Genomic DNA, 25,926 nt, shown 5'->3' on the forward strand with positions numbered 1-25,926 from the left:
CGGCTTACACGCCTTTCTGTTTATCCAGCGCGACCTGATACAGCACGTTTTTGCGCTCGCCGGTGATCTGCGCTGCCAACGCAGCAGCTCGCTTGAGCGGCATTTCTTCGAGGAGCAGATCGAGGATGCGCATCGCCTCGCTACTCACTGCGTCTTCAGACTCCGGCGCGGTCCAGCCAGCTACCAGCACCACGCATTCGCCGCGCTGCTGATTGCTGTCCGACTCGACGAACGTGCGCAACTCGGTCAATGGCAACCCCTTGAGCGTTTCAAAGGTTTTGGTGATTTCACGGGCGAGCAATGCCTGACGCTCACCACCAAACACTGCCTCCATATCCTGCAGGCATTCAAGAATGCGGTGCGGAGCTTCATAAAAAATCAGCGTGCGCGGCTCTTCTTTAACTGCTTCCAGACGCGCCTTGCGCCCAACCGATTTGGCTGGAAGGAAGCCTTCAAAGATGAAGCGGTCAGACGGCAGACCGGCTGCTGACAGCGCTGCGATCAAGGCACAGGCGCCCGGCACCGGCACCACATTGATCCCGGCCGCACGGGCCTGACGGACCAGGTGATAACCCGGATCGGAAATCAGCGGCGTCCCCGCATCGGAAATCAGCGCCACGTTGTCACCGGCCAACAAACGAGTAATAAAGCGGCTACCTTCATCTCTTTCGTTATGTTCGTGACAGGCGGCCAGCGGCGTGGCAATCCCGAAGTGCTGCATCAGGCGCGCCGAATGGCGAGTGTCTTCGGCAGCGATCAGTGCCACTTCGCGAAGGATTTTCAGGGCCCGGGCGCTGATGTCGTCCAGGTTGCCGATGGGCGTCGCCACCACAAAAAGCGAGCCAGCAGCGGAATTCAGGGAACCTGGAGCAGTCAAAGCGCACACCTCGTGATCGGTAAAAGCAACCATTGTAGCGCGTCACGAGACTTGCGATGCGTTCAAGCCGAGCCCGGTTTTGTACGCAGTTGTGCGCCGCCGCAACATTTACTCCAGCTAAATTGTCCGTTTCACGCCACTAACATCGCGCCCCGGCCAGTGCTTGGGTACAATTCGACGCTAATTTGATCGAGTATCAGGAACACTTACATGATCGCTTGCCTGCGGCTGTTCACTGCCCTCTGCCTCGCTGCCCTGTTGGCGGCTTGCGCCAGCTCCCCTTCCTCCAGCCTTGGCGAACTTCCACGGACCCCGGATGCCAGCATCGAGCAACTGCTCGAACAGGCGACCCAGGCGAAAACCCCGGAAAAAGCCGCTCTGTTGCGCCTCAGCGCTGCGGATCTGGCTTACCGCCAGGGCAATGCCGGACAGTCCGCGCAAATCCTGCAACAAGTACCGATGGAGCAACTCAAGCCAGGCCAGCAGATTTTCGCCAGCACCTTGAACGCTGAACTGGCGATGACTCGCAATCAGCCGAAAGCCGCGCTGACTGCCCTCAGCCACCCAAGCCTGCAGCATTTGGGCGAGATGCCTGAAGAGCAGCAAGTGCGCACCGGCACCGTTCACGCCCGCGCCCTTGAAGCCGACGGTCAGACCCTGGCCGCCGCGCGCGAACGCGTGTTCATCGCGCCGATGCTGCAAGGCGAAGCCGCGAGCAAGAACCACGAAGCCATCTGGACACTGATTGGCTCGCTGCCGACTGACCAGCTGCAACCCAACACCACCGACGATCTCGGCGGCTGGATGGGTCTGGCGCTAGCCGTGAAATCCGCCGGCACGCTGGAACAACAGCAAGCCGCAATCGACACCTGGCGCGCGCAGAATCCAAAGCACCCGGCCGCAATCAACCTGCCGCTGCCGCTGACCAAACTCAAGGAACTGGCCAGCCAGCCGCTGAGCAAGATCGCCCTGCTGCTGCCACAAGACGGTCCACTGGCCGCCGTTGGCAAGGCACTGCGTGAAGGCTTCATGGCTGCGCACTATCAGGCGCAACAGGCCGGACAGAAGCCGCCAGCGATCGAGTTCTACGACAGCTCGAAACTGACTTCGATGGACGAGTTCTACCGCAAGGCTCAGGCTGACGGCGTGCAACTGGTCGTCGGACCGCTGGAAAAACCACTGGTCAAACAACTGAGCACCCGTCCGCAACTGCCGATCACCACCCTCGCGCTGAACTACAGCGAAGGCGATCAAGGCCCGGCGCAGCTGTTCCAGTTTGGTCTGGCCGCCGAAGACGAAGCCCGCGAAGTCTCGCGCCGTGCCCGTGCCGATGGTCTGCACCGCGCTGCGATCATGGTACCGAAAGGCGAATGGGGCGACCGCGTCCTGCGCGCATTCAGCCAGGACTGGCAGGCCAACGGTGGCAGCATCGTCGCCACCGAGCGCGTTGATCAGCCGGTGCAACTGGCACAGCAGATCGCCGACATGTTCCAGCTGCGTCAGAGCGAAGCCCGCGCCAAGAGCCTGCAGAATGCGGCTGGCACCAACGTAGCAGCGCAGCCGTCGCGTCGTCAGGACATCGAATTCATCTTCCTGGCCGCCACGCCGCAACAGGCGCAGCAGATCAAGCCGACCCTGAACTTCCAATACGCAGGCGATGTTCCGGTTTACGCGACCTCGCACGTTTACAGTGCCAGCGGCGACGTCAACCAGTACAACGACATGACCGGCATTCGCTTCTGCGAAACGCCGTGGCTGCTGGACAACAGCGATCCACTGCGTCAGCAGGTGGTTGCACAATGGCCGCAAGCCGCCGGCAGCCTCGGCCGCCTGTATGCAATGGGTGTCGATGCCTATCGTCTGGCGCCGCGCCTGGGCCAACTCAAAGCCCTGCCGGACAGCCGCATTGATGGTGAATCGGGCAGCCTCGGCATGACCCAGACCCAACGTGTTGTGCGTCAGTTGCCTTGGGCGCAGTTCGTCAGCGGTCAGGTTCAACGCCTGCCGGACACCCCGCGCTGATGCCCGACAGGTCACGCTCGCAAAGCGGCAAAGATGCCGAGCGCCAGGCGCTCGAGCATCTGCAACAACAAGGTCTGCGCCTGCTGGCGCAGAACTGGTTTTGTAAACGCGGCGAGCTTGATCTGGTCATGCTTGATGGCGATACAGTAGTATTCGTTGAAGTTCGCTACAGAAAAAACACTCAATGGGGTGGCGCGCTCGCTAGCATCGATGAGCGCAAGCAGCAGAAGCTGATTTTCGCTGCGCAGTATTTTCTTCAGCGCGAGTCGCGTTGGGCCAATTCCCCTTGCCGCTTCGACGTGGTGGCTATCGACAGCCATCCGGATCAGCTGAACTGGTTGCAGAATGCTTTCGACAGTTGATCGTTGGCGTTGCGACCCGGACAATCCCACCGACAAATTTTGCTCTTTGCTTTGCGGGCTGCACATTCATGTGCCGGACAGCCGCGCTACTTAAGGTCACACAGATGGACATGCAATCCCGAATTCGCCAGCTTTTCCAGGCCAGTATCGACACCAAGCAACAGGCGATGGACGTACTTGCACCGCACATCGAGCAAGCCAGCCAGGTCATGGTCAACGCCCTGCTCAACGAGGGCAAAATGCTTTCGTGCGGCAATGGCGGCTCGGCCGGTGATGCCCAGCACTTCTCTTCGGAGCTGCTCAACCGCTTCGAGCGCGAGCGCCCGAGCCTGCCGGCTATCGCCCTGACCACCGACACCTCGACGATCACCTCGATCGCCAACGACTACAGCTACAACGAAGTGTTCTCCAAACAGATCCGCGCGCTCGGTCAGCCTGGCGACGTCTTGCTGGCGATTTCGACCAGCGGTAACTCGGCGAACATTATTCAAGCGATCCAGGCCGCACATGATCGCGAAATGATTGTCGTAGCTTTGACCGGACGCGATGGCGGCGGCATGGCGTCGCTGCTGTTGCCCGAGGACGTCGAGATTCGCGTACCGGCCAATGTCACTGCACGTATTCAAGAAGTCCACTTGCTGGCGATCCATTGCCTTTGCGATCTGATCGACAGCCAACTGTTCGGGAGTGAAGAATGACCCCTAATCGCCTTGGCCTTCTGGCCTTGACCCTGTGCCTCGGCATCAGCGGCTGCACCTCGGTGGTGAACGCCAGCCGTGAAGCGCCGATCGATGACGACCGCGGTACCCGCACCTTCGGCAGCAAGATCGACGACTCGTTGATCGAAACCAAAGTGGGCGTAAACGTGGCCAAAGCCGACCCGGCCCTGGACAACGATTCGCACATCGTCGTCACCAGTTTCAACGGCGTGGTATTGCTGGCCGGTCAAACGCCTCGCGCAGATTTGAAAGCCAAGGCTGAACAAGCAGCTGCCGCCGTCCAGCGAGTTAAAACCGTTCACAACGAACTGCAGGTCATACCGCCGTCCGGCTTCCTGGCGCGCCAGAACGACACCTGGCTGACGTCCAAGATCAAGACCCAAATGCTTACCGACGCCAGCATTCCTGGCTCGCGCATCAAGGTCGTGACCGAGAACGGTATCGTCTACCTGCTGGGCCTGCTGACCAAACAGGAAGCCACTCAGGCAACCAACCTGGTGCAGGGTGTTTCCGGCGTACAGAAAATCGTCAAGCTGTTCGAATACATAGACTGACGCACAACCTTGTGTAGGAGCTGCCGAAGGCTCGGGCCGCGATCGGACGATCTTTTGATCCTGATCTTTTAAAGCAAGATCAAAAGATCGCAGCCTTCGGCAGCTCCTACGTAATAAAAAAGGCGATCCATCCGGATCGCCTTTTTTATTACTTCACCACCTTCAGGCTTGGCCGGCCGCTAGGGCGCGGCGGCTCGCTGTCCGGTGGCGGCAAGTCGTCATCCGCCTCGATCTCTTCCTCGTCATCCATCGGCGACTCGAGATCGAACACCATGCCTTGACCGTTCTCCCGGGCATAGATACCCAGAATCGCACTGATCGGCACGTACAAGCTGTGCGGAACGCCACCGAAGCGACCCTCGAAGGTCACCACGTCATTGTCCATGTGCAGATGACGCACAGCACTCGGCGAGATGTTCAGGACGATCTGGCCGTCACTGGCGAAACCCTGCGGCACCTGCACTGCCGGGTATTCAGAGTTGACCAGCATGTGCGGGGTGCAATCGTTATCAACAATCCACTCATAGAGCGCGCGGACCAGATAAGGTCGACTGGAGTTCATAGCGGCTCCTTAAGCCTTAGCGCATATCGCGTTCGACACCAGACAGACTCGCCTGGAAAGCCTCACGCGCAAACGAGCGCTCCATATAATCAAGCAGCGGCTTGGCTGGCCGCGGCAGTTCAATACCCAGAATCGGCAAACGCCAGAGTATTGGCAATAGGCAGCAATCCACCAGACTTTGTTCCTCACTGAGGAAAAACGGCTTGTCGGCAAACAATGGCGACACGCCCGTCAGGCTTTCACGCAATTCCTTGCGCGCCACGACTCGCGCGGCCTCCTTGGACTTGGGATCCAGAATCAGATCCACCAGACCACACCAGTCGCGCTGAATACGATGAATCAGCAAACGGCTGTTGGCACGCGCCACCGGGTAAACCGGCATCAATGGCGGATGCGGGTAACGCTCATCCAGATATTCCATCACCACGGTCGACTCCCACAACGCCAGGTCACGATCGACCAGCGTCGGCAGACTGCCGTAAGGGTTTACCTCAATCAGTTTAGGCGGCTGGCGACCAGCTTCCACATAAATGATCTCGGCGCTGACACCCTTCTCTGCAAGCACAATGCGCACTCGGTGGGAATAGTGGTCGGCGGGGTCGGAGTAACAGGCCAACCGATTGGTCACGCCCATGGCGATCCTCCTCGCTTGTTGAAATTATCGGAACCGGAAAAACGCGCGCGCCCAGAGGGCGCCTCCCGCAACCTCTGGCTGACCAGACGTTGCGTTATCGGAGGCGCCCTTGGGCGCGCGCGATTAACAGCAATGCTTGAAGCGTATCAGTGCACGTCTTTCCAGTATTCACGCTTGAGCAGGTAGGCGAACACAAAGAAGAACGCCAGGTACAGCAAGACGTAAGTACCGATGCGCTGATGTTGCAGCTTAACCGGGTTAGCCGAGTAAGCCAGGAAGGTTACCAGATTCTTGACCTTCTCATCGAACTGCTCTTCGTTCAGAGCACCGGATTTCGGCACGATGGTCAGTTGATCGCACGCCTCATGTGTCAGAGGCGTACCGGTCAGCGGATCATATTGCTTCTTGCCGTCTTCGACGATCTGCACCTGCTTGCAGCCCACGACCTGACGACCCTGAAGGCCGACCAGCACGTTAGGCATGCCGACGTTCGGGAAGACCTTGTTGTTCACACCCCATGGACGTGCAGGATCCTCGTAGAACGAACGCAGGTAACCGTAAAGCCAATCAGTGCCACGCACGCGAGCCACCAGGGTCAGGTCCGGCGGCGCTGCGCCAAACCAGGTCTTGGCGTCCGCCGGTTGCATGCCGATGTTCATGTGATCACCGATCTTGGCGCCGGTGAACACCAGCTTCTCCAGCATCAGCTCGTGCGGCACACCGAGGTCATCGGCGACGCGCTCATAACGCTGGAACTTGGCACTGTGGCAGCCCATGCAATAGTTGGCGAAGGTGCGCGCACCGTCCTGCAGGGCAGCTTTATCGGAGACATCGATGTCGACTTTTTCCAGCTCCGGACCACCGTGTTCAGCGGCGAAAGACAGCACAGGCAACGCAGCAAAAATCAGAGCAAAAAATAACTTTTTCATCAGCCAGTCACCCTTTCCGGAACCGGTTTGGTCTTCTCGAGCCTGGTGTAGAACGGCATCAGAATGAAGTAGGCGAAGTACAGGAAGGTGCAGACCTGCGACAGCAGGGTTCGCTCCGGCGTCGGCGCAAGCACACCGAGAATGCCGAGAATCACGAACGAAATGCAGAACACCAGCAGCCAGATTTTGCTCATCCAGCCTTTATAGCGCATCGATTTGACCGGACTGCGATCGAGCCACGGCAGCACGAACAGCACCGCAATCGCCGCACCCATGGCGATAACGCCCATGAGTTTGTCCGGGATTGCACGCAGGATTGCGTAGAACGGCGTGAAGTACCAAACCGGGGCAATGTGCTCTGGCGTCTTGAACGGGTTGGCTTGCTCAAAGTTTGGTTTTTCGAGGAAGTAACCGCCCATTTCCGGGAAGAAGAACACAATGAAGCAGAAGATAAACAGGAACACTACAACACCGACAATGTCTTTCACGGTGTAGTACGGGTGGAAGGCAATGCCATCCAGCGGGATGCCGTTTTCGTCTTTGTGCTTCTTGATATCGACGCCATCAGGGTTGTTCGAACCCACTTCGTGCAACGCCAGAATGTGCAGCACCACCAGACCGAGAATCACGATCGGCAGCGCGACAACGTGCAAGGCGAAGAAGCGGTTCAGGGTAATCCCCGAGATCAGGTAGTCACCACGAATCCACTGAGTCAGGTCGTTGCCGATGACCGGAATCGCACCGAACAGCGAGATGATTACCTGGGCACCCCAGTAGGACATCTGACCCCATGGCAGCAGGTAACCCATGAACGCTTCGGCCATCAGCGCCAGATAAATCAGCATGCCGAAGACCCAGACCAGCTCACGCGGCTTCTGATAGGAGCCGTAGAGCAGACCACGGAACATGTGCAGATAAACCACGATGAAGAACGCCGAAGCACCGGTCGAGTGCAGCAGACGCAGGATCGAGCCGTACTCGACGTCACGCATGATGTATTCGACGGAAGCGAAGGCTTCTTCTGCCGACGGCGTGTAGCTCATCGTCAGCCAGACACCGGTGACGATTTGATTCACCAGAACCAGCAGCGCCAGGGAGCCGAAGAAGTAGAAGAAGTTGAAGTTTTTTGGAGCGTAATACTTGCTGAGATGGTCTTCCCACATTTTGGTCGCAGGGAAGCGCGCATCAACCCAATCCATGAACTTGCTCATCACGCTTTCTCCGTATCGACGCCAATGACAATCAGGTCATCGGTCTCATAGGAATGCGGGGGAACTGGCAGGTTCAAAGGCGCAGGTTGCGACTTGTAGACGCGGCCAGCCAGATCGTAGTGAGAACCGTGGCAAGGGCAGAAATAGCCACCGACCCAGTCTTTGCCAAGATCCGCAGGTGCCACTTCGGGACGGAAAGTTGGTGAGCAACCCAGGTGTGTGCAGATCCCGATCAGCAGCAGAATTTCCGGCTTGATCGAACGCACTTCAGGGTCGACATAGGTGGGTTGCGTGGAGTTTTTGGAGGTTGGATCGGAGAGCTGGCCCTCGATCTTCTTGAGATTCCCCAGGATTTCCTCGGTACGACGAACAATGAACACCGGCTGGCCGCGCCACTCAGCAATCATCTGCTGTCCTGGCTCGATTTTGCTGACATTCACTTTCACCGGTGCACCAGCGGCTTTCGCCTTGGCACTGGGAAACCATGACCCCACGAACGGGACCGCAGCCCCCACCGCTCCTGCAGCACCCACCACGGATGTGGCTGCTACCAAGAAGCGACGCCGGCCTGCATTCACGCCGTCATTGCTCATTCAGTCCTCTCCCATCAGCTTTTGTGGCCTGTTAAATCAGGCATCTACTAAATAAATCAATGTTACTTATAAAAATTTTGCCGAGATGGTAATGAAAAGCCCCAATTCTGACAAGGGAATTACCCGGAGCTCGTACCCTCAAGCCTTGCAGTATAGGGGGTCTACGGAAGTGGCAAGTTGTCGCAGCGCAATTCTTTAATAAATCACAGGCATAAAAAAACGCCCGCTTCCGTGAGGAGGCGGGCGTTCTTTTTGAACGCGAAAGCGAAATTAACGCTTCGAGTACTGCGGACGCTTACGCGCTTTACGCAGACCAACTTTCTTACGTTCAACTTCACGGGCGTCGCGAGTAACGAAGCCAGCTTTGCGCAGAGCGCCACGCAGGGTTTCGTCGTAGTCCATCAGAGCGCGAGTGATGCCGTGGCGGATTGCGCCAGCTTGACCACTTACACCACCGCCGATCACGGTGACGTAGATGTCGAACTTCTCGACAGTCTCAGTCAGCTCCAGCGGCTGGCGAACTACCATGCGGGCAGTTTCGCGGCCGAAGAAGTTTTCCAGCGAACGGTTGTTGATGGAGATGTTACCAGTACCCGGACGCAGGAAAACGCGTGCGGTTGCGGTCTTGCGACGGCCAGTGCCGTAATTTTGAGTCGCCGACATAATGTACTATTCCGTTAAAACTTCAGTTCTTGGGGCTGCTGAGCAGTATGTGGGTGTGCAGCGCCCGCATAGACTTTCAGCTTACGGTACATGTCGCGACCCAGTGGGTTTTTAGGCAGCATGCCTTTAACCGCGGTCTCGATCACGCGCTCAGGGGCTTTAGCGATCAGCTTTTCAAAGTTGATCGACTTGATGCCGCCCGGGAAACCGGAGTGGGAGTAGTACATTTTGTCAGTGGTTTTAGCACCGGTAACACGAATCTGCTCAGCGTTGATTACGACGATGTAGTCGCCGGTGTCAACGTGAGGAGTGTACTCAGGCTTGTGCTTGCCACGCAGACGGCTCGCGATTTCGGTGGCCAGACGACCCAGGGTCTGACCAGCAGCGTCGACGACAAACCAGTCGCGCTTTACTGTTTCCGGTTTAGCAGTAAAAGTTTTCATTCTTTATAGCCTCAGGGGCCGCCCTGTAAATTAGACGGCGGATCTTACTGAATAGTGCGTACTTTGACAAGTCAAAGGCAGCCGGATACAGACGCTTTCGGGGGCTCGGGTCGGCGCGTCCGTTCAACGGCAAGATTCTTCGGCGGCGGCGCATCACTTCCACTGCAGAAAGAGGTCGGCAATTATGCAGATTGCGAAAAATATTTCAACCTGCTTTTATGATTGTTTTGCCCAAGGAGCACCCGATGGACTATCGCCAGCTAGGCCGTACCGACCTGAACGTGAGTGCAATCTGCCTCGGCACCATGACCTGGGGCGAGCAAAACACTGAAGCTGAAGCCTTCGCCCAGATCGAACGGGCCAAAGAGGCCGGGATCAATTTCATCGACACCGCCGAGATGTACCCGGTGCCGCCGAAAGCCGAAACCTACGCCACCACCGAGCGCTACATCGGCAATTACTTCAAAAGTCGCGGCGACCGTGCCGACTGGATTCTGGCCAGCAAGATCGCCGGCCCCGGCAACACCATCGACTACATCCGCGACAAAAACCTGCGCCACAACCGCCAGCACATTACCGCCGCGGTGGATGCCAGCCTGGAGCGCCTGCAGACCGACTACATCGACCTGTATCAATTGCACTGGCCGGAGCGCAGCACCAACTTTTTCGGACAGCTGGGCTACAAACACAAGATCGAAGCCAACCTGACGCCGCTCGAAGACACCCTCGAAGCACTCGACGAACAGGTGAAGGCCGGCAAGATCCGCCACATCGGCCTGTCCAATGAAACGCCATGGGGCACCATGCGCTTTCTGGCCTTGGCCGAAGCCCGTGGCTGGCCGCGTGCAGTATCAATCCAGAACCCCTACAACCTGCTCAACCGCAGTTTTGAAGTGGGCCTGGCGGAAATCGCCATCCGCGAACAGTGCGGCCTGCTCGCTTATTCGCCGCTGGCGTTTGGTTTCCTGTCAGGCAAGTACGAAGGTGGCGCGCGGCCGCCGAAAGGTCGCCTGAGCCTCTACAGCCGCTTCAGCCGCTATTTCAACGCGCAATCGGAAGCGGCGTGCAGCCGATACGTGGCGCTGGCTCGTGAACACGGTCTGGATCCGGCGCAGATGGCCTTGGCTTTTGTGACTCAGCAACCGTTTGTCACCAGCAATATCATTGGGGCGACGACGCTTGAGCAACTGGACAGCAACATTGCCAGTTTCGATCTGAAGCTTTCCGATGAAGTGCTGGCAGGGATCGAGGCGATTCACAAGGATCATCCGAATCCTGCACCTTGATCGACCGTTAAAAGCTTCGCGAGCAGGCTCGCTCCCACAGGTACCGTGATCCCCTGTGGGAGCGAGCCTGCTCGCGAAGAGGCCAGCCAATGCAGCGAAGATCAAAGCGAGCGCGCAATGATCTCCTTCATGATTTCATTGGTGCCGGCATAAATGCGCTGCACGCGCGCATCCGCCCACGCCCGGGCCACCGGGTACTCCCACATGAAGCCGTAACCGCCATGCAACTGCACGCACTCGTCGAGCACCTTGCATTGCAGGTCAGTGCCCCAGTATTTCGCCATCGCCGCAGTGGGCACATCCAGTTTGCCTTGCAGGTGCAGTTCCAGACATTTGTCGACGAACACTCGGCCGATCTGAATCTCGGTGGCCATCTCTGCCAGCTTGAAACGGGTGTTCTGGAAGTCGGCAATCGCTTTGCCGAAGGCCTTGCGATCGCGGGTGTAGTCCAACGTCCACTGCAACGCCGCTTCGGCTGAGGCCAGGCCACCAATTGCCACCGTCAGACGTTCTTGCGGCAACTCCTGCATCAGATAGGCAAACCCGGCACCGGCCTGCCCCAAGAGATTTTCCTTGGGCACGCGCACATCCTGGAAAAACAATTCCGAGGTGTCCTGGGCCTTCATGCCGACCTTCTCCAGGCGCTTGCCCTTTTCGAACCCCGGCGTGTTCGCTTCCACCAGAAACAGGCTGGTGCCCTTGGCGCCGGCCTTCGGATCGGTCTTGGCGACCACGATCACCAGATCCGCCAGAAAGCCGTTGGTGATAAAGGTTTTCGAACCGTTGATCACATACTCGTCACCGTCCAGCACGGCCGTGGTCTTCACACCTTGCAGATCGGAACCGGCGCCCGGCTCGGTCATGGCAATGGCCGTGACCATCTCGCCCGAGACCAGTTTCGGCAGGTATTTGTGTTTCAGCGCTTCACTGCCGTAATGCAGGATGTACGGCGCGACAATGTCCGAATGCAGCGAGAAACCAATACCGGTCAAACCCAATCGACCGACCTCTTCGATCACCACTGCGCTGTAGAGAAAGTCCGCCCCCAGCCCGCCGTACTCTTCCGGCAGGTGCGAGCAGAGCATCCCCGCATCGCCTGCCTTGTTCCAGAGTTTGCGGTCGATATAGCCTTGTTTCTCCCATTGCGCATGGAACGGCACGGCCTCTTTTTCGAGGAAGGTTCGTACGCTGTCGCGAAACAATTCGTGCTCGGAGCTGAACAAGGTTCTGGGGATCATGCGGCACCTTTCTTTGTTGTTGGCGGGAGATGACCTTCAGAGACTAAGCCTCCCCTCTGACACAGGACACTGGACACATCCGACAAAAAATAAGACGATCCAGCCGTCTGGTGACCACTTTCCCTTATAAAAACAAAACAAAAGTTGAATTATGTCCAAGCAAGTCTCCACGCCCTTGCGGCGCGTCAGCATCCTGGCAATCGACCGGGTTTTCGCCTCCACTCTCATGCAAGCCAAGGATTTCTTCCATCTGGCCAGCCTGCGGTATGGCAAACAACTGGGCCACGGCCTGACACCGGCATTCGAAACACGCCTGGTCAGCCCCGACGGCAAACCGGTGAACAGCTTCAGTGACGTCGTGATGCCGGTTGACGGCGGCCTGGAAAACGCCGACGTCATCATCCTCCCGGCGTTCTGGGACGATTTCGATACGCTGTGCGGTCGTTATCCACAAGTCCTGCCATGGTTGCGCGAACAACACTCGCGCGGCGCCGTGTTGTGCGGCGAAGCCACCGGGGTGTTCTGGCTGGCCGAGGCCGGCCTGCTCAACGGCAAGGAAGCGACCACCTACTGGCGTTTCTTCAATGCCTTTGCCGAGCGCTTTCCAAAGGTCTATCTCAATCAGGACAAGCACCTGACCGATGCCGACAACTTGTATTGCGCCGGCGGCACCACCTCGGCGTGCGACCTTTACATCTACTTGATCGAGCGTTTCTGTGGGGCCAACGTCGCGCAAGCCGTGGCCCGCGACATTCTCTACGAAGTGCAGCGCAGCTATGCGCCGGGACGTATTGGCTTCGGTGGACAGAAGCTGCACCAGGACGTGATCATCCTGCAGATTCAGCACTGGCTCGAAGAGCATTTCGCCGACAAATTCCGCTTCGAAGACGTGGCCCGCGAGCATGGCATGAGCATCCGCAATTTCATGCGGCGCTTCCAGACAGCCACCGGTGACAAGCCGCTGCACTATCTGCAACGCCTGCGTATCGAGACGGCGAAGGGCTTGTTGTCGGGCAGCCGCAAGAGCATCAAGACCATCAGTTATGAGGTCGGTTACGACGATGCGAGCTTCTTTGCGCGGTTGTTCCGTCAGCACACTGAATTGTCGCCGAATCAGTATCGGCAGCAGTTTCAGCAGGCTGCTTAGCCCTCTGCCCATACACAAACCCATGTAGGAGTGAGCCTGCTCGCGATTGCGTCCGTCCATGCAGTACTTATGTGACTGATCCACCGCTATCGCGAGCAGGCTCACTCCTACAGGGTATTGCGGTGAATTCTGGATATAAAAAGAGGGCCTGCAATTGCAGGCCCTTTTTATTTGCCGAATCTGTTTAAGGCTTGTGCGCCCGCGACAGGAATTCGTGCGATTGCATCTCCAGCAGACGGCTCAGCGTGCGCTGGAATTCAAAATTCAAGCGGCCGCCGGTGTACAGATCTTTCAGCTCGACTTCAGCCGAAATGATCAGCTTCACGTTACGGTCGTAGAACTCGTCGACCATGTTGATGAAGCGACGGGCGATGTCGTCGGTGGTCACGCTCATCTGCTCGACGCCGCTGAGCAGCACGGCGTGGAAGATTTTGCCCAGCTCGATGTAGTCGTTCTGGCTACGCGGACCGTCGCACAGTTCGCGGAAATCGAACCAGGCCACGTCGTCGCAAGTGCGCAGGGCGCGGATCTCGCGATTTTCGATGATCAGCACATCGTTCTCGACCGCAGCCGTGCATTCCGGCGTCAGTGCCTTGAAGCTCTTGCGCAGGCTTTCGTGGGCGGCTTCGTCGAGCGGATAGTGGAACAGCTCCGCTTGTTCGAGGTGGCGCAGACGGTAGTCGACGCCGCTGTCGACGTTGACGATCTCGGTGTTCTGCTTGATCAGCGCGATGGCCGGCAGGAAGCGCGCCCGTTGTAGCCCGTCCTTGTACAGACCGTCCGGGACGATGTTCGAGGTCGCGACCAGGGTCACGCCATTCTTGAACAGTTCTTCCATCAACGTGCCGAGGATCATCGCGTCGGTGATGTCGGAAACGAAGAATTCATCGAAGCAGATCACCCGCGACTCGTCGGAAAAACGCTTGGCGATGATGGTCAGCGGATTTTTCTCGCCGCCGAGGGTCTTCATCTCTTCGTGCACACGCTTCATGAAGCGGTGGAAGTGGGTGCGGGTCTTTTCCTTGAACGGCAGCGCTTCGAAGAAGGTGTCGACCAGGTAAGTTTTGCCGCGACCCACGCCACCCCAGAAATACAGGCCCTTGACCGGCGTCTGATCCTTCTTGCCGAACAGCTTGCTCAGCAGACCCGGCTTGTTTTGATCGGCGGCGATCAGATCGTCGTACAGACGCTGCAAATGACGCACAGCAGTCTCCTGCGCGGCGTCATGGAAGAAGTCCGGGCGTTTCAGATCAGCTTGGTATCGTTCTAGGGGCGTCATAATTCGTTAGCAAGGCAACAAAAACGGGCCGTCACTGTAGCGACGGCCCGTGGGAATGGCAATCGGCCCTTGGTCGGACCGTGCCGCCGATTAGTCCTGAACCGGGGTCAGCGCAACGCGCAAAGCCTCAATAGCGGCGTCGCGGGCAGCAGCGTCGGCGAACGCCGGGCTGTCGCCAACGCACTCGCCTTCCAGCCAGACGCTGAAGCTCAGGTCTTCGCTGCGCACGTCCAGCGGCTGGCCGGATTGCAGCTGTTTGGTCACCTGCCCTGCGGCTTTGCCGTCAGCAAAGTTGCGCGACAGCAGCAATTGCTCGCCATCGGCCGCCAGCAGACGGAAACGGAAGCTGCCGTCGTCTTCGCGGAAACTGACGAAACGCGCAGCTTTCGCGGTTTTCTTCTTGGTGGTTGCAGCGACTTGCACCTGATTGACGAAAGAACGCAGGCCAACCGCTTCACGCAATTCATTGAGGAACGGCGTCGCCACGGCACGGGCCTTCTTCGCGCCGATTTGCAGGATGTCTTCCAGGTCTGCCGGGCGCTCGATCAACTGGTGATACTTGTCGCGCGCTTCGCCTAGATCGTTGTCGAGCAACTGGAACAGACGGTTCTTCGCCTCGCCCCAACCCAGACCACCGAGCAGTTCGCTGCGGAACTCGTCAGCCTGCGCCGGCGTGGCGAAGGCCTGGAACAGGGTGAACAGGTGCGAGTTGTCCGGATCCTTGGCTTCGCCTGGCGCTTTGGAGTCGGTGACGATCCGCGAGATCGCATCCTTCATCTCTTTGGCGCTGGAGAACAGCGGAATGGTGTTGTCATAGCTCTTCGACATCTTGCGACCGTCGAGGCCTGGCAACGTCGCCACGCTCTCTTCGATCAGCGCTTCGGGCATGGTGAAGAATTCTTTACCCTGACCGAAGAGGTGGTTGAAACGCTGGCCGATATCGCGTGCCATTTCCACGTGCTGGATCTGATCACGACCGACTGGCACCTTGTGTGCGTTGAACATCAGAATGTCTGCGGCCATCAGCACCGGGTAGCTGTAGAGGCCCATGGTGATGCCGGCATCCGGGTCTTCACCGGTTTCGACGTTCTTGTCCACCGAAGCCTTGTAGGCGTGCGCGCGGTTGAGCAGGCCCTTGGCAGCAACGCAGGTCAGCAGCCAGGTCAGCTCAGGGATTTCCGGGATGTCGGACTGGCGGTAGAAGGTCACACGGTCGACATCGAGGCCACCGGCCAGCCAGGTCGCGGCGATTTCCAGACGCGAGCGCTGGATGCGCAGCGGGTCATCGCATTTGATCAGGGCGTGGTAGTCGGCCAGGAAGTAGAACGAATCGGCATTGCTGTCGCGGCTGGCGAGGATCGCCGGGCGGATAGCGCCGGCGTAGTTGCCCAGGTGCGGCGTGCCGGTGGTAGTGATGCCGGTGAGGATGCGGGTACGGTTCGTCATGGGTAATCGCTTGTCAGACTGCAATCAATTCGAGAGACGCGGCAGGAGCAGATCCTTGAGATCAGTCAGCTTGCCATGAAAAAAGTGTCCGCATTCTGCCACTTTCAGCAGCTCATGGGGGCGCTGGAGTTTTTCCGACCAGGCGTAGACCAGTTGCGGATCGATGACTTCGTCGGTTTCCGGCTGGATCACGGTGAGTTCGCCATGTTCTGGCAATTGATCCTGCTCGCTCAGACGCATCACCGCTGGCGCGACCATGAACAGGTGCTTGAGCTGCACGCCTTGCGCTTCAAGACGGCCGCCGAGACTTGCTGCAACAAATCCGCCGAAGGAGAAACCGAACAGGGTCAGTGGCAGATCCGGGTGTTTCTCGCGCAGCCATGCAGCGGCAGCCTGAGCATCGTCGACCTCGCCGGTGCCCATGTCGTGGGAACCTTCGCTGGCGCCGACGCCGCGATAGTTGAAGCGCAAGGTGATCAAGCCCGCGTCGCGCGCGGTGCGCTGCAGGGTCGAGACGACCTTGTTGAGCATGGTGCCGCCCTGCACCGGGTTCGGATGGCAGATCAGCGCAATGCCGCGCGGCTGCTCGTTGTCCAGGTACAAGCTCTCTAATTGGCCCACCGGGCCGTCAATCACTACAGGGGTTTCACGCATCAGCAAGGAAGGAACTCCGTGACCTCGAATCGGGTCGACTCGTCTAGCAAATTGTCTGTGCCAATCTATTGCGAGTGAATCGCGGTATACAGCGCAGGTTCGAGCCGTTAACGTAAAGCAAAGCCGTTTATAGAGGAAGGACTCGTGGAACACTCGCTCTTAGTTTGGTTGTTACCGACTCTTGCCCTGGTTGTGGGTGTCGCCATTGGATTCCTGATCGCGCGCGTTGCGCCGAACGCCGCGCCGAGCCGTACGCAGCGTCAACTGGATGATATCCAGGAGCGTTTCGACAGTTATCAAAACGAGGTGGTCACCCACTTCAACAGCACCGCGATGCTGGTCAAGAAACTGACCCAGAGCTATCAGGAAGTGCAGGATCATCTCGCCGAGGGCGCCAATCGTCTGGCCCTGGACGAGCAGACCCGCCAGCGCCTGATCGCCGCCCTGCACGCTGACGCGGCCGTCGCGCCACGCGAACGACTGACGCCACCGCGCGATCAGGAGCCGCCGCGCGACTACGCACCGAAGACCCCGAACTCGCCGGGCATGCTCGATGAGCATTACGGGTTGAAGAAGTAATCAGTCTTCGCTGACAAACAAAAAGCCCCCGGACAGCGATGTGTCCGGGGGCTTTTTTGTGTCCGAAGATTTGTGGGTGATCGTTATGGCCCCTTCGCGAGCAGGCTCGCTCCCACAGGGGAATGCATTTCAAATGTGGGAGTGAGCCTGCTCGCGATGAGGCCGGCACAGGCGACACAAAAAAATGCCCGATCACTGGATCGGGCATTTCTTCATTCGGGCAATCGATTACGGATACTGCTGAACCGTGCCCGGCTGCTGTTGCTGCTGACCACCATACTGCTGGCCCGGTATCGCCTTCAGGTTGACCTCGACCCGACGGTTTTGCGCCCGGCCATTCACATCGCCATTGCTGGCAATCGGGTTATCCGGACCGGCGCCACGGGCCGACAGGTTGGCACCGCTGACACCTTGCGAGGTCAGGTAGGTCGCCACGCTCTGCGCACGACGCTGCGACAGGTCCATGTTGTGCTGGCGGCTGCCGGTGCTGTCGGTGTAGCCGACGATTTCGATCTGGTTCTGGCTGAACTCTTTCAACGAGCCCGCGAGGTTGTTCAGCGGCTGGTAGAAGCTGGAGGCGATGTTCGCCGAATCGGTGGCGAACGTGATATTGCCTGGCATGATCAGCTTGATCTGGTCGCCCTGACGCTGCACTTCAACGCCAGTGTTGGCCATGCTCGCGCGCAGTTTCTTTTCTTGCTGGTCGGCGTAGTAACCGTAACCGGCAGCGGAAGCACCCACCACTGCGGCGCCGATCAAGGCACCCTTGCCGCGGTTGTTGTGGTCGATGGCAGCACCGGCGAGCGCACCGGCCAGAGCGCCGAGGCCGCCGTATTTGGCGGTTTTGCTCATGCCTTGCGAGCCGCTGTCAGCCTGGCCTTGATTGTCATACGGGTTAGGCGAGGCGCAGCCGGACAGCAAGGCCACGGCAGTAGCGACAATAATCAAACGACGCTTGGTGAACATGGAGAGCTCCTGGTTTTTCGCATTCTGTGGTGCAGCGGCCACTGGGTTAAATGGACCTGCGCGGGCGTTGGATCATGACAATGCACAAAAATTCCGCCGGGCACTCGTGACAAAATATTTAGGCACGTACAAACGGGTTTTCGCGCATCTCGTCACCCAGACGCGTATCCGGCCCATGCCCGGTCACCACTGTCGCGTCCTCGTCCAGCGTGTACAGCCGCTGCTTGATCGAACGCACGATGGTCGCCTGATCGCCGCCCCACAAATCCGTGCGCCCTACGCCGCGACGAAACAACGTGTCGCCGGCAATCAACAGCTTAGCCTCGGAAAACCAAAAGCTCATGGAACCGGGTGTATGTCCCGGCGTATGCAGGGCCACGCCGCAACCACAGGCCAGTTCTTCATCATCGCTCAACCAGCGATCCGGTGACGGCACCGGTGTATACGGCACGCCGAACATCTGGCATTGCATTTCGAGGTTGTCCCAGAGGAATTGGTCTTCCTTGTGCAAATGCAGGGTCGCTCCGGTCTTCTCTTTCATCTGGCCGGAAGCGAGGAAGTGATCGAGATGCGCGTGGGTGTGGATGATGCTGACGACTTTCAGGCCATGCGCATCGAGACGCGCCATGATCAGGTCAGGATTGCCGCCCGGGTCGACGACAATGGCTTTCTTTGTGATCGGGTCGCCGATGATGGTGCAGTTGCACTGGAGCGGGCCGACGGGGAAGGTTTCGCGGATGAGCACTGGGCTTGTGACGGTCATGGGAAATCCTGGGCAGTGGCTCGAAACGGCCGATCCGCAATTTTACCGTCGCTAGATCATTAACCCCAGCTCTTTGGCCCGTGCCACTGCCTGCGTGCGTCGCTCAACACCCAACTTGCTGTTGATGTGGCTGGCGTGAGTTTTCACCGTGTGCAGTGAGATGAACAACTTTTCGCTGATTTCCTGATTCGAACAGCCTTGGGCGATCAGGCGCAGTACCGACAGTTCGCGGCTACTGAGTTGTTCGGTCACGCCACAATCCATAACAGGGCGAGGCGCCGCTGGCGGAACGTGTTCAAGCAACTGCTGTCCTGCCAGCGCGGGCGAATTCTGCAACTGCCCACGCAACCAGTCAGCGTGCCCTTTCACCAAGGCATCGAACGGCTGCAGCACGCCCCCGGCAGCCGCCTCCAGCGCCTGACTCAGTGCTTTTCTGGCCTCAGGTTCACGCCCACCCGCCAGCAACAGCGCCACCTTCTGGGTCAACGCCATCACACTGAGCAACTGCCTGCCGGTTTGCTGGCCGTTTTCATGCAACACGTTCAACCGCCCTTCGGCGAGCATCGGTTGCCCCTGAATCATGTCGAGCAGTGCTTGCTGCAGTTCCACATGCAACGGTAACTGCGGGTGAAATTCCGGCGGCGCAGCGGCGCGCTCGCCCGTGTAAGTCTGACCCAGCCGCGCGAGCCACGCCTCGGCAAGATCGGTACGTCCCTGCGCCAGCCACAGCTCGCATTTGACCAACGTGATCATCGCCAGATAGTAGATCGGCGGTACGTCCCAGATGTGCATCAGGCGTTCGGCTTCGGCCAGTTCAGCGAAGGCTTTGGCGAACTCGCCGGCCGCACCGTCCAGACGCGCGATGACGCAGTGGCCGATCAACACGCTGATATCGCGACAGGCGCGTGCTTCGCCGATGCCGGCCAACAAACGCACGCGCGCGGCCTGCGGCTGCAAGCGCATCGCCAACAGGAAGCCCTCGTACAGCGTCAGCCGCGCGCGCACCGCGTACAGGCGTTGTGGCGACAAGCCGCGCAAACGCTCCAGGCCCTGCTGGACTTCATCGAAGGCGCGCAGGATTTCGCCGCGAGCCTGCAACACCCGCGCACGGTCGTAATGCGCCAGTGCTTCGAACAACGGATTGCCAACACGCTGCGCCAGCTCCAGGGACTCTCGGTTAAGACCGCGTGCGCGCCACAGATCGCCGTCGGCAATGGCCAGATTGGACAAGGTCGATAAACACATCAGGCGCTGGCCATAACGTTTGGCCGGCAGACTTTCCAGGGCTTCGCTGCAATACCTGAGCGTCAGCTCCCGATGGCCGCGACCACGGGCAATGATTCCGCTCAGTGCCAGCCATTGCGCCAGCATCGATTTCTGCGCGGTAGCGGAAGGCGCCGGCAGGAAGCGGCTCAAGTGGCTGGACAACTCTTCGGCGGCATCGAGCTGACAGGCCAGCCCCAACGCCCAGCTGTAAAGCACGATCAAGCGCGGCGTGCTGATCAGCAAACTGTCGGGCAAGTCCATTTTCCAGCGCAGCAGCATGCCGACATTTTGCTCGGCCAGTAGTTGTTCCTCGGAAAGGTTCTGCACCAGATTCGCCGCCACATCGAGATGGCCGGCTCGCAACGCCTGCTCGACCGCCTCATCCAGCAGCCCTTGCGCGTTGAACCAGCGACACGCACGCAAGTGCAACGTGGCGGTCGGCACCATCGCTTGCGCAATCGGCCGGCTGCGCAATAAATCAGAGAATAAATGGTGATAGCGATACCAGTGACCGTGCTCGTCCAGCGGCACCAGAAAGACCTGATGTGCCAACAGGAAACGCAGGATCTCGGCGCTGTCGTGGGCCTCGCGAACGGCGTCGCACAACTCGCTGCAAAAGCGCTCCTGAGGTGCAGTGTCGTAGAGAAAGGCCTGCACTTCGGCCGGCAGGCAATCGATGACTTCTTCGAGCAGATAATCGCGGATCAGCCCTTCCCCGCCGTTCAGCGATTGCGGCAACGCCGCATCGTTGCCCGCTTCGGACACCGCCAACAGCCAGAAACGCAGCCCGGCGACCCAGCCTTCACTGCGCTGGATAAGACTTTCCAGCGCTTCACCGCGCAGAGAACTGCTGTGGCGATCAAGCAAGGCCAGGGCTTCGTCGTGGGTCAGACGCAGATCCTGCTCGTGCAATTCGAGCAATTGCCGCGACAGACGCAAGCGCGCCAGATGCCAATCGGGGCGCTGCCGGCTGGTGACCATCACCAGCAAGCCGTCGGGCAGATGATTGAGGAAAAATTGCAGGCAACGGTCGAGCACCGGACCTTGTGCAAGATGATAATCGTCGAGAACCAGCAGCAACGGCTTGGCGGGATCGAGGTGCAATGTCAGTTCATCGAGCAAGCCGTCGAGCCATTCTTCGAAGGCAAATGGCTGATGGCGTTGGCGCATTTTCAGCAGGCCGAGTGCGCGACTGCCTAGTTGCGGGAAGTAGTCTTGCAAGCCTTCGAGCAACCGTTCGAGAAAGCGTCCGGGATCGCTGTCACGAGGACTGAGGCCCAGCCAGAGACTTTGCCAGTGCGCCGGCAGACTCTGACAGAACTCCACCGCCAGCGAACTCTTGCCGAACCCGGCAGGGGCGCTGACCAGCAACAGCCGCCCACCGAGCCCGGCCTGCAGGCGCTCGCAAAGACGTGGTCGCAAAACGTAGCCGTCGGGCAACGGCGGGCGAAAAAAACGCCCGTCCAGTGCCGCGACGGCAACGCTTGCGGGACCCGGAAGTGGGGACAGATCAGTCATGGCCGGCTCTTGTTCGAATTGCTGTTGGCGGCGTTGCAGATGTCCGCAGACTAGCCTTAAACGTACCGGGAATGAAGGTTGCTGCTACAAATGGCTACAAAAGTCTTTCCAGAATGCGCCATTCCCCCCCATTTCGACCTGTAGGAGCTGCCGAAGGCTGCGATCTTTTGATCTGCTTTGGCTCCTGCTTTTGATCTGGCTTTTGATTTTCGCCCCCATCGGCAGGCCGAGCGAAGGCGTTCATCCGGGGCAGGCGCGCAGCGCCGTGCGGCGTAGCCGCATACATCGAGAGGAGGTGCAGCGAAGCAAACCGTAGGCGATGCCCCCGGATGAACACCGAAGCGAGGGAACACTGAGCCTAAGCGAAGTGCCGTACGCCGGGGGCCAAGCCTTTTGGTTCCTTTTTGGCGTTTGAAAAAGGGACTCGCTGTAAGAGCGAAACCGCCATAGGCCCCAACCGCAACAACGGATATGCCCCCAAAACCCACGGTCCAAACAAAAGATCAAAAGATCGCAGCCTTCGGCAACTCCTACAAAAGCGGTTCGAAGGCGCGGAGGCCGCGCAAAAAAAACGCCCCGAACCAGTCGGGGCGTTTTTCACGAGGATGCGGCCTCGGGTTACAGCGAGTTAGCGAACACCATCCTGACGCAGTGCGGCCGGGGTGAAGTCGCTGGTGGTGGCGGTGAAACCGAAGTCATACGCCTGCTTCTCTTCGTTCTTCATGCCCAGTGCCAGGTAGCGGCCGGACTGCAGGTCGTAGAGGGTTTCCAGGGCATACCACGGCACTTGCTTGTCGTAGTAGTTCTCGGCATGCGCTTCGGCAACGCGCCACAGTTGGCCACGACCGTCGTAATGGTCGATCACCGCTGCTTGCCAGGTGTCTTCGTCGATGTAGAAGTCACGTTTGGCGTAGATGTGGCGCTGACCTTCCTTCAGGGTAGCAACCACATGCCAGACGCGGCGCAGCTCGTAACGCGCCAGATCCTGATTGATGTGACCGGCCTTGATGATGTCGGCGTATTTCAACTTCGGATCGTCGAGCTTGTAGCTGTCGGAGGCGATGTACATCTCTTTCTTGCCTTCAAGCTTCCAGTCGTAGCGATCCGGCGCACCGTTGAACATGTCGAGGTTGTCGGAAGTCCGCAGGCCATCTGCCGCAGTCCCCGGGCCGTCATAGGACACTTGTGGCGCACGACGCACACGACGCTGACCGGCGTTGTAGACCCACGCCGAACGTGGCTCTTTCACTTGGTCGAGGGTTTCGTGCACCAGCAGCACACCACCGGCCAGACGCGCCGGCGCGGTTACTTTCTGCTTGAAGTAGAACAGGATGTTGCCCGGGTTTTTCGGGTCGTAGTCCTTCATCTTGTCGCGGAACACGAACTGATCCTGGAAGTACACCAGGCTATACGAGCCGTTCGGTTGCGGCGTGGCCTGAGTGACCAGACGAGTCACGCTGCCGCCGCGATAGCGGGTGATGTGGTTCCAGATGACTTCCACACCGGTTTTCGGAATCGGAAACGGCACCGCTGTGTCGAAGTTCTCCAGACCGTTGCCGCCGGACACCAGGTTGGTGCTGGTGGCGTTTTTCTTGATGGCGGCGAACACGTCATCCGGCACGGTCGCACCGCGATGGGACGGGTAAACCGGCATCTTGAAGGTGTCCGGGTAGCGCTTGAACATCGCGTATTGGCCCGGCGCCAGCTTGTCCTTGTACTTGTCGACATCCTTGGCGGTGATGGTGAACAGCGGTTGTTCACTGGCATAAGGGTTGGACAGGAAGCCACGCGCGTCGACGCTGCCGGCATTCTTCGGCAGCGGCTTCCACGCCGGGATCGAACCATCGGCGTTACCGGCCATTTCAGCGCCCATCGGCGTCAGGCTCTTGCCCAGTTTGTCGGCTTCTGCAGCAGGCACCGCAGCCATGACCCCGGTCGCCAGCAGCGACAGACCCAGAACACCGGCGTGGAACAGACTCTTTGTTATTTTCATAAATTCGTTCGTCCTGAAATGCAGTGCTTAGAAGTTCACGCCGAAGCTGAGCGCAACGAAGTCGCGGTCATCCACAGTGGTGTACTTGCCATCGAAGAAGTTGGTGTAAGCCAGGCTCGCGGTGTAGGTGTTCTGGTATTCGGCATCGACGCCCAGGCTGACCGCTTTGCGACCTTCCTCGAAGTTACCGCCAGGGCCTGGCGAGTAACCGCTGACGTCGTGGGACCAGGCCACGTTCGGCTTGAGGTTCACACCGGCGAAGACGTCGTTGTATTCCCAGATGGCACGACCGCGGTAGCCCCACGACATCGATGTGGTGAAGCCGTCGTTGTCGCAATTGCGGCTGCGGTTGTTCTGCGGTGAACCTGCCCCTGCACCATTGATGGTGCTGGCGTTGAGAATGTTGGCGCAGGTATTCACACCGCCAGTGGCCGGCAACTCACCCGGGCCATACACCGGATCGCGGCCATAACGCTTGTCGGAACGGCTTTCCAGCCCGCCGACGTAGGTCGCGCCGACTTCACCAACGAGGGTCAGACGGCTGGCGCCCATGACCTGATCGAAGAAGTGCGTGAACGTTGTCTGAATCTGGGTGATTTCCTTGCGCTCGTAACCGTGCAGATCCTGACCCGGCACGCCGTTCAGTATCGAAGCGTTGGTCAGTGCGCCGCCGATCGGACGCACACCGGCGAACAGGATGTCGGTGGAGTTCAGTTGTACCGGCGCGTTCGGACGGTAGCTGATCTCACCGCTCCACGCCGTACCGGTAGGCAGAGTGGTGGAGAAGCTCAGACCGTAGAGGCGAATGTCTTCTGGGTATTCAATGAAGTAATTCGAGTTGCCCGCGACCAGCAATGGGGCGAGTGCCGCAAAAGGTCCTGGCAGCGCGCGCGCCGTGTTGTAGACCGATTGTGGCGCACCGGTGGCGCTGAAGATCGGCGCACGGCTGTGGTAGTTCATGAAGTAGGCGCCGAACTCAGTGTCGAGCGGCTCGTACATGTACTTGAAGGACGCGCCCCACTGGCCGCTGTCACGGGCATCGCGGTCCGGACCACGGCGCACCAGAACGCCTTCTTCGTTGACGTTGACACCGTTGGCGGCCAATGGCCCCAGGGCGATGGCCGGGATTTGCGAACGTTTGTTCAAGACGCGCAGGTTGTCGTTGCAACCGTCGGCGACGATATCCGGCTGCGAGAAGAACGTGCCGCAGTTATCGACGACGGTCTGGTCCCATTCCAGTTGATAGAACGCTTCGGCCGAGAGATTTTCGGTCAGGCTCTGCGAGACGTAGAACATGTTGACCGGGATCAGGCCTTCCTTGATCTCGGCACCCGGACGACGGAACGCGGAAACGTCGATCGGGTTGATCGAGTTGATGCCTCCGCCGATGAAGGTACTTTCACCCCAGCTCACTACCTGCTTGCCCAGTCGCACGGAGCCCGGCTGATCGGCAATCGCATAGTTGTGGTAGACGAAGGCGTCGAGGATCTGCCCGCCGGACGACTTGGCGCCCTCTTTACGGCCCGAATCGCTGATGTCCTTGAACTCGCGGCTTTCATCCTTGAGTTCGAAGTCGTACCAGTATTTGCCACGGACGAACACGCCGGTGTCGCCGTACTTCAGTTCAAGGTCATGGATACCCTTGAAGATCTTCGAGAAGGTTTCACCGCTTTTGAAGTTGGCGTGACCGTCGTCGGACGTCTGCGACAGGCCGTGGCCGCCATTGTTGACGCCGATGAGGTTCTTGTTCGGGCTCTGAGTAGACCAACTGGCACCGATCGACAGGGATGAGTCGAACTGGCCTTCGATTTCACCGACGTTGAAACTGACGCCGAATGCGGGCCCGGCGAGCGAAGAGGCAAGACTGACCGCCAGAGGCAGTTTCGCCCGGCGCCAGAACTGGTTTACTGAGGTCATCGACGCTACTCCATGTGCATTATTGTTATGGCAGTGAGTACTTTTAAAAACGCCTGAAGGACCGGGTGCCAGAGACAGCCCGAAGTCACTCCAAAGATGCATCGCCCCGTTTTGTGCGTTTGCCCCGTTCTTAAAAATCCTTGAGCGGACTATAGCCAGCAGGTGGTACTGCTTGATCCCTCTAAAGTGTGATTTGCAGCTGCCAACCACTCTGGAACAGTCCTTTCGCCAGTCCGACAGATGTCGGCACGGCAAGGATGGCCTAATTTTTCGATTTCACAAGCCAAGCGCTTGCTTGGTGGGTC

At 58.9% G+C, this 25,926-nt stretch carries 24 protein-coding genes; 7 read left to right on the plus strand and 17 right to left on the minus strand.

The window, feature by feature from the left end; translation table 11 throughout:
- Positions 1–4: 4 nt before the first annotated feature.
- Complete coding sequence (gene rsmI / locus U6037_RS23880) at positions 5–910, minus strand: 16S rRNA (cytidine(1402)-2'-O)-methyltransferase (protein WP_322844747.1); 906 nt, start codon at positions 908–910, stop codon at positions 5–7.
- Positions 911–1,087: 177 nt separating this feature from the next.
- On the opposite strand from rsmI, the gene U6037_RS23885 reads away from it, so the two are divergent.
- The 4 genes from U6037_RS23885 to U6037_RS23900 all read left to right on the plus strand — a co-directional run bounded on the left by U6037_RS23885 (position 1,088) and on the right by U6037_RS23900 (position 4,534).
- Complete coding sequence (locus U6037_RS23885) at positions 1,088–2,899, plus strand: penicillin-binding protein activator (protein WP_322844748.1); 1,812 nt, start codon at positions 1,088–1,090, stop codon at positions 2,897–2,899.
- The gene (locus U6037_RS23890) at positions 2,899–3,261 is read left to right on the plus strand and encodes a YraN family protein (RefSeq protein WP_127929715.1); all 363 of its coding nucleotides are present in this window, start codon (positions 2,899–2,901) and stop codon (positions 3,259–3,261) included. The genes U6037_RS23885 and U6037_RS23890 overlap by 1 nt, the downstream gene beginning before the upstream one ends.
- A 104-nt stretch (positions 3,262–3,365) precedes the next feature.
- Positions 3,366–3,959, plus strand: a complete 594-nt coding sequence (locus U6037_RS23895) for a phosphoheptose isomerase (RefSeq protein WP_236484915.1) — start codon at positions 3,366–3,368, stop codon at positions 3,957–3,959.
- The gene (locus U6037_RS23900; RefSeq protein ID WP_007917023.1) at positions 3,956–4,534 is read left to right on the plus strand and encodes a BON domain-containing protein; all 579 of its coding nucleotides are present in this window, start codon (positions 3,956–3,958) and stop codon (positions 4,532–4,534) included. The genes U6037_RS23895 and U6037_RS23900 overlap by 4 nt, the downstream gene beginning before the upstream one ends.
- A gap of 148 nt (positions 4,535–4,682) precedes the next feature.
- Here U6037_RS23900 and U6037_RS23905 read toward each other — a convergent pair whose 3' ends face one another.
- The 7 genes from U6037_RS23905 to rplM form a co-directional block, all read right to left on the minus strand.
- Positions 4,683–5,096 carry a ClpXP protease specificity-enhancing factor gene (locus tag U6037_RS23905; protein ID WP_064120489.1) on the minus strand — a complete coding sequence of 138 codons (414 nt, stop codon included), beginning with the start codon at positions 5,094–5,096 and terminating at the stop codon, positions 4,683–4,685.
- A gap of 16 nt (positions 5,097–5,112) precedes the next feature.
- Complete coding sequence (locus U6037_RS23910; RefSeq protein WP_007917025.1) at positions 5,113–5,730, minus strand: glutathione S-transferase N-terminal domain-containing protein; 618 nt, start codon at positions 5,728–5,730, stop codon at positions 5,113–5,115.
- A gap of 146 nt (positions 5,731–5,876) precedes the next feature.
- A complete protein-coding gene (locus U6037_RS23915) occupies positions 5,877–6,659 on the minus strand; it encodes a cytochrome c1 (RefSeq protein ID WP_123595751.1) in 783 nt (260 codons plus the stop codon).
- Positions 6,659–7,870: a cytochrome b gene (locus U6037_RS23920; protein ID WP_007917029.1), complete on the minus strand. Its 1,212-nt coding sequence runs from the start codon at positions 7,868–7,870 to the stop codon at positions 6,659–6,661. The genes U6037_RS23915 and U6037_RS23920 overlap by 1 nt, the downstream gene beginning before the upstream one ends.
- A complete protein-coding gene (gene petA / locus U6037_RS23925) occupies positions 7,870–8,463 on the minus strand; it encodes a ubiquinol-cytochrome c reductase iron-sulfur subunit (RefSeq protein ID WP_007917031.1) in 594 nt (197 codons plus the stop codon). The genes U6037_RS23920 and petA overlap by 1 nt, the downstream gene beginning before the upstream one ends.
- Before the next feature lie 270 nt (positions 8,464–8,733).
- A complete protein-coding gene (gene rpsI / locus U6037_RS23930) occupies positions 8,734–9,126 on the minus strand; it encodes a 30S ribosomal protein S9 (RefSeq protein ID WP_008080273.1) in 393 nt (130 codons plus the stop codon).
- Positions 9,127–9,140: 14 nt separating this feature from the next.
- On the minus strand, positions 9,141–9,569 hold the full coding sequence (gene rplM / locus U6037_RS23935; protein WP_007917032.1) for a 50S ribosomal protein L13: 429 nt from the start codon (positions 9,567–9,569) through the stop codon (positions 9,141–9,143).
- Between the two features lie 245 nt (positions 9,570–9,814).
- On the opposite strand from rplM, the gene U6037_RS23940 reads away from it, so the two are divergent.
- Entirely contained in the window at positions 9,815–10,855 is a 1,041-nt protein-coding gene (locus U6037_RS23940) for an NADP(H)-dependent aldo-keto reductase (RefSeq protein WP_007917033.1), read from the plus strand.
- Between the two features lie 101 nt (positions 10,856–10,956).
- Here U6037_RS23940 and U6037_RS23945 read toward each other — a convergent pair whose 3' ends face one another.
- On the minus strand, positions 10,957–12,093 hold the full coding sequence (locus U6037_RS23945; protein ID WP_322844749.1) for an acyl-CoA dehydrogenase family protein: 1,137 nt from the start codon (positions 12,091–12,093) through the stop codon (positions 10,957–10,959).
- Between the two features lie 250 nt (positions 12,094–12,343).
- On the opposite strand from U6037_RS23945, the gene U6037_RS23950 reads away from it, so the two are divergent.
- The gene (locus tag U6037_RS23950; protein ID WP_322847357.1) at positions 12,344–13,240 is read left to right on the plus strand and encodes a GlxA family transcriptional regulator; all 897 of its coding nucleotides are present in this window, start codon (positions 12,344–12,346) and stop codon (positions 13,238–13,240) included.
- Positions 13,241–13,424: 184 nt separating this feature from the next.
- Here U6037_RS23950 and zapE read toward each other — a convergent pair whose 3' ends face one another.
- The 3 genes from zapE to U6037_RS23965 form a co-directional block, all read right to left on the minus strand.
- On the minus strand, positions 13,425–14,519 hold the full coding sequence (gene zapE / locus U6037_RS23955; protein ID WP_242206801.1) for a cell division protein ZapE: 1,095 nt from the start codon (positions 14,517–14,519) through the stop codon (positions 13,425–13,427).
- A 90-nt stretch (positions 14,520–14,609) separates the two neighbouring features.
- Complete coding sequence (locus tag U6037_RS23960; protein WP_322844750.1) at positions 14,610–15,965, minus strand: tryptophan--tRNA ligase; 1,356 nt, start codon at positions 15,963–15,965, stop codon at positions 14,610–14,612.
- Between the two features lie 24 nt (positions 15,966–15,989).
- Complete coding sequence (locus U6037_RS23965; RefSeq protein ID WP_322844751.1) at positions 15,990–16,619, minus strand: alpha/beta hydrolase; 630 nt, start codon at positions 16,617–16,619, stop codon at positions 15,990–15,992.
- 144 nt (positions 16,620–16,763) lie between these two features.
- Here U6037_RS23965 and U6037_RS23970 point away from each other — a divergent pair, with 144 nt between their 5' ends.
- Complete coding sequence (locus tag U6037_RS23970; protein ID WP_007917055.1) at positions 16,764–17,198, plus strand: YhcB family protein; 435 nt, start codon at positions 16,764–16,766, stop codon at positions 17,196–17,198.
- A gap of 228 nt (positions 17,199–17,426) precedes the next feature.
- Here U6037_RS23970 and U6037_RS23975 read toward each other — a convergent pair whose 3' ends face one another.
- The 5 genes from U6037_RS23975 to U6037_RS23995 form a co-directional block, all read right to left on the minus strand.
- Positions 17,427–18,164, minus strand: coding sequence for an OmpA family protein (locus U6037_RS23975; RefSeq protein ID WP_127929722.1), 738 nt, complete (start codon positions 18,162–18,164; stop codon positions 17,427–17,429).
- A 118-nt stretch (positions 18,165–18,282) separates the two neighbouring features.
- The gene (locus U6037_RS23980) at positions 18,283–18,927 is read right to left on the minus strand and encodes an MBL fold metallo-hydrolase (RefSeq protein ID WP_322844752.1); all 645 of its coding nucleotides are present in this window, start codon (positions 18,925–18,927) and stop codon (positions 18,283–18,285) included.
- A 51-nt stretch (positions 18,928–18,978) separates the two neighbouring features.
- Positions 18,979–21,711 (minus strand): LuxR C-terminal-related transcriptional regulator, encoded by a 2,733-nt coding sequence (locus U6037_RS23985; RefSeq protein ID WP_322844753.1) that lies wholly within the window; start codon positions 21,709–21,711, stop codon positions 18,979–18,981.
- A gap of 628 nt (positions 21,712–22,339) precedes the next feature.
- Positions 22,340–23,704 carry a DUF1329 domain-containing protein gene (locus U6037_RS23990; protein ID WP_322844754.1) on the minus strand — a complete coding sequence of 455 codons (1,365 nt, stop codon included), beginning with the start codon at positions 23,702–23,704 and terminating at the stop codon, positions 22,340–22,342.
- A 27-nt stretch (positions 23,705–23,731) separates the two neighbouring features.
- A complete protein-coding gene (locus tag U6037_RS23995; RefSeq protein ID WP_322844755.1) occupies positions 23,732–25,621 on the minus strand; it encodes a DUF1302 domain-containing protein in 1,890 nt (629 codons plus the stop codon).
- Positions 25,622–25,926 lie beyond the last annotated feature (305 nt).

It is taken from the genome of Pseudomonas sp. B33.4, from assembly GCF_034555375.1.
Taxonomy (GTDB): domain Bacteria; phylum Pseudomonadota; class Gammaproteobacteria; order Pseudomonadales; family Pseudomonadaceae; genus Aquipseudomonas.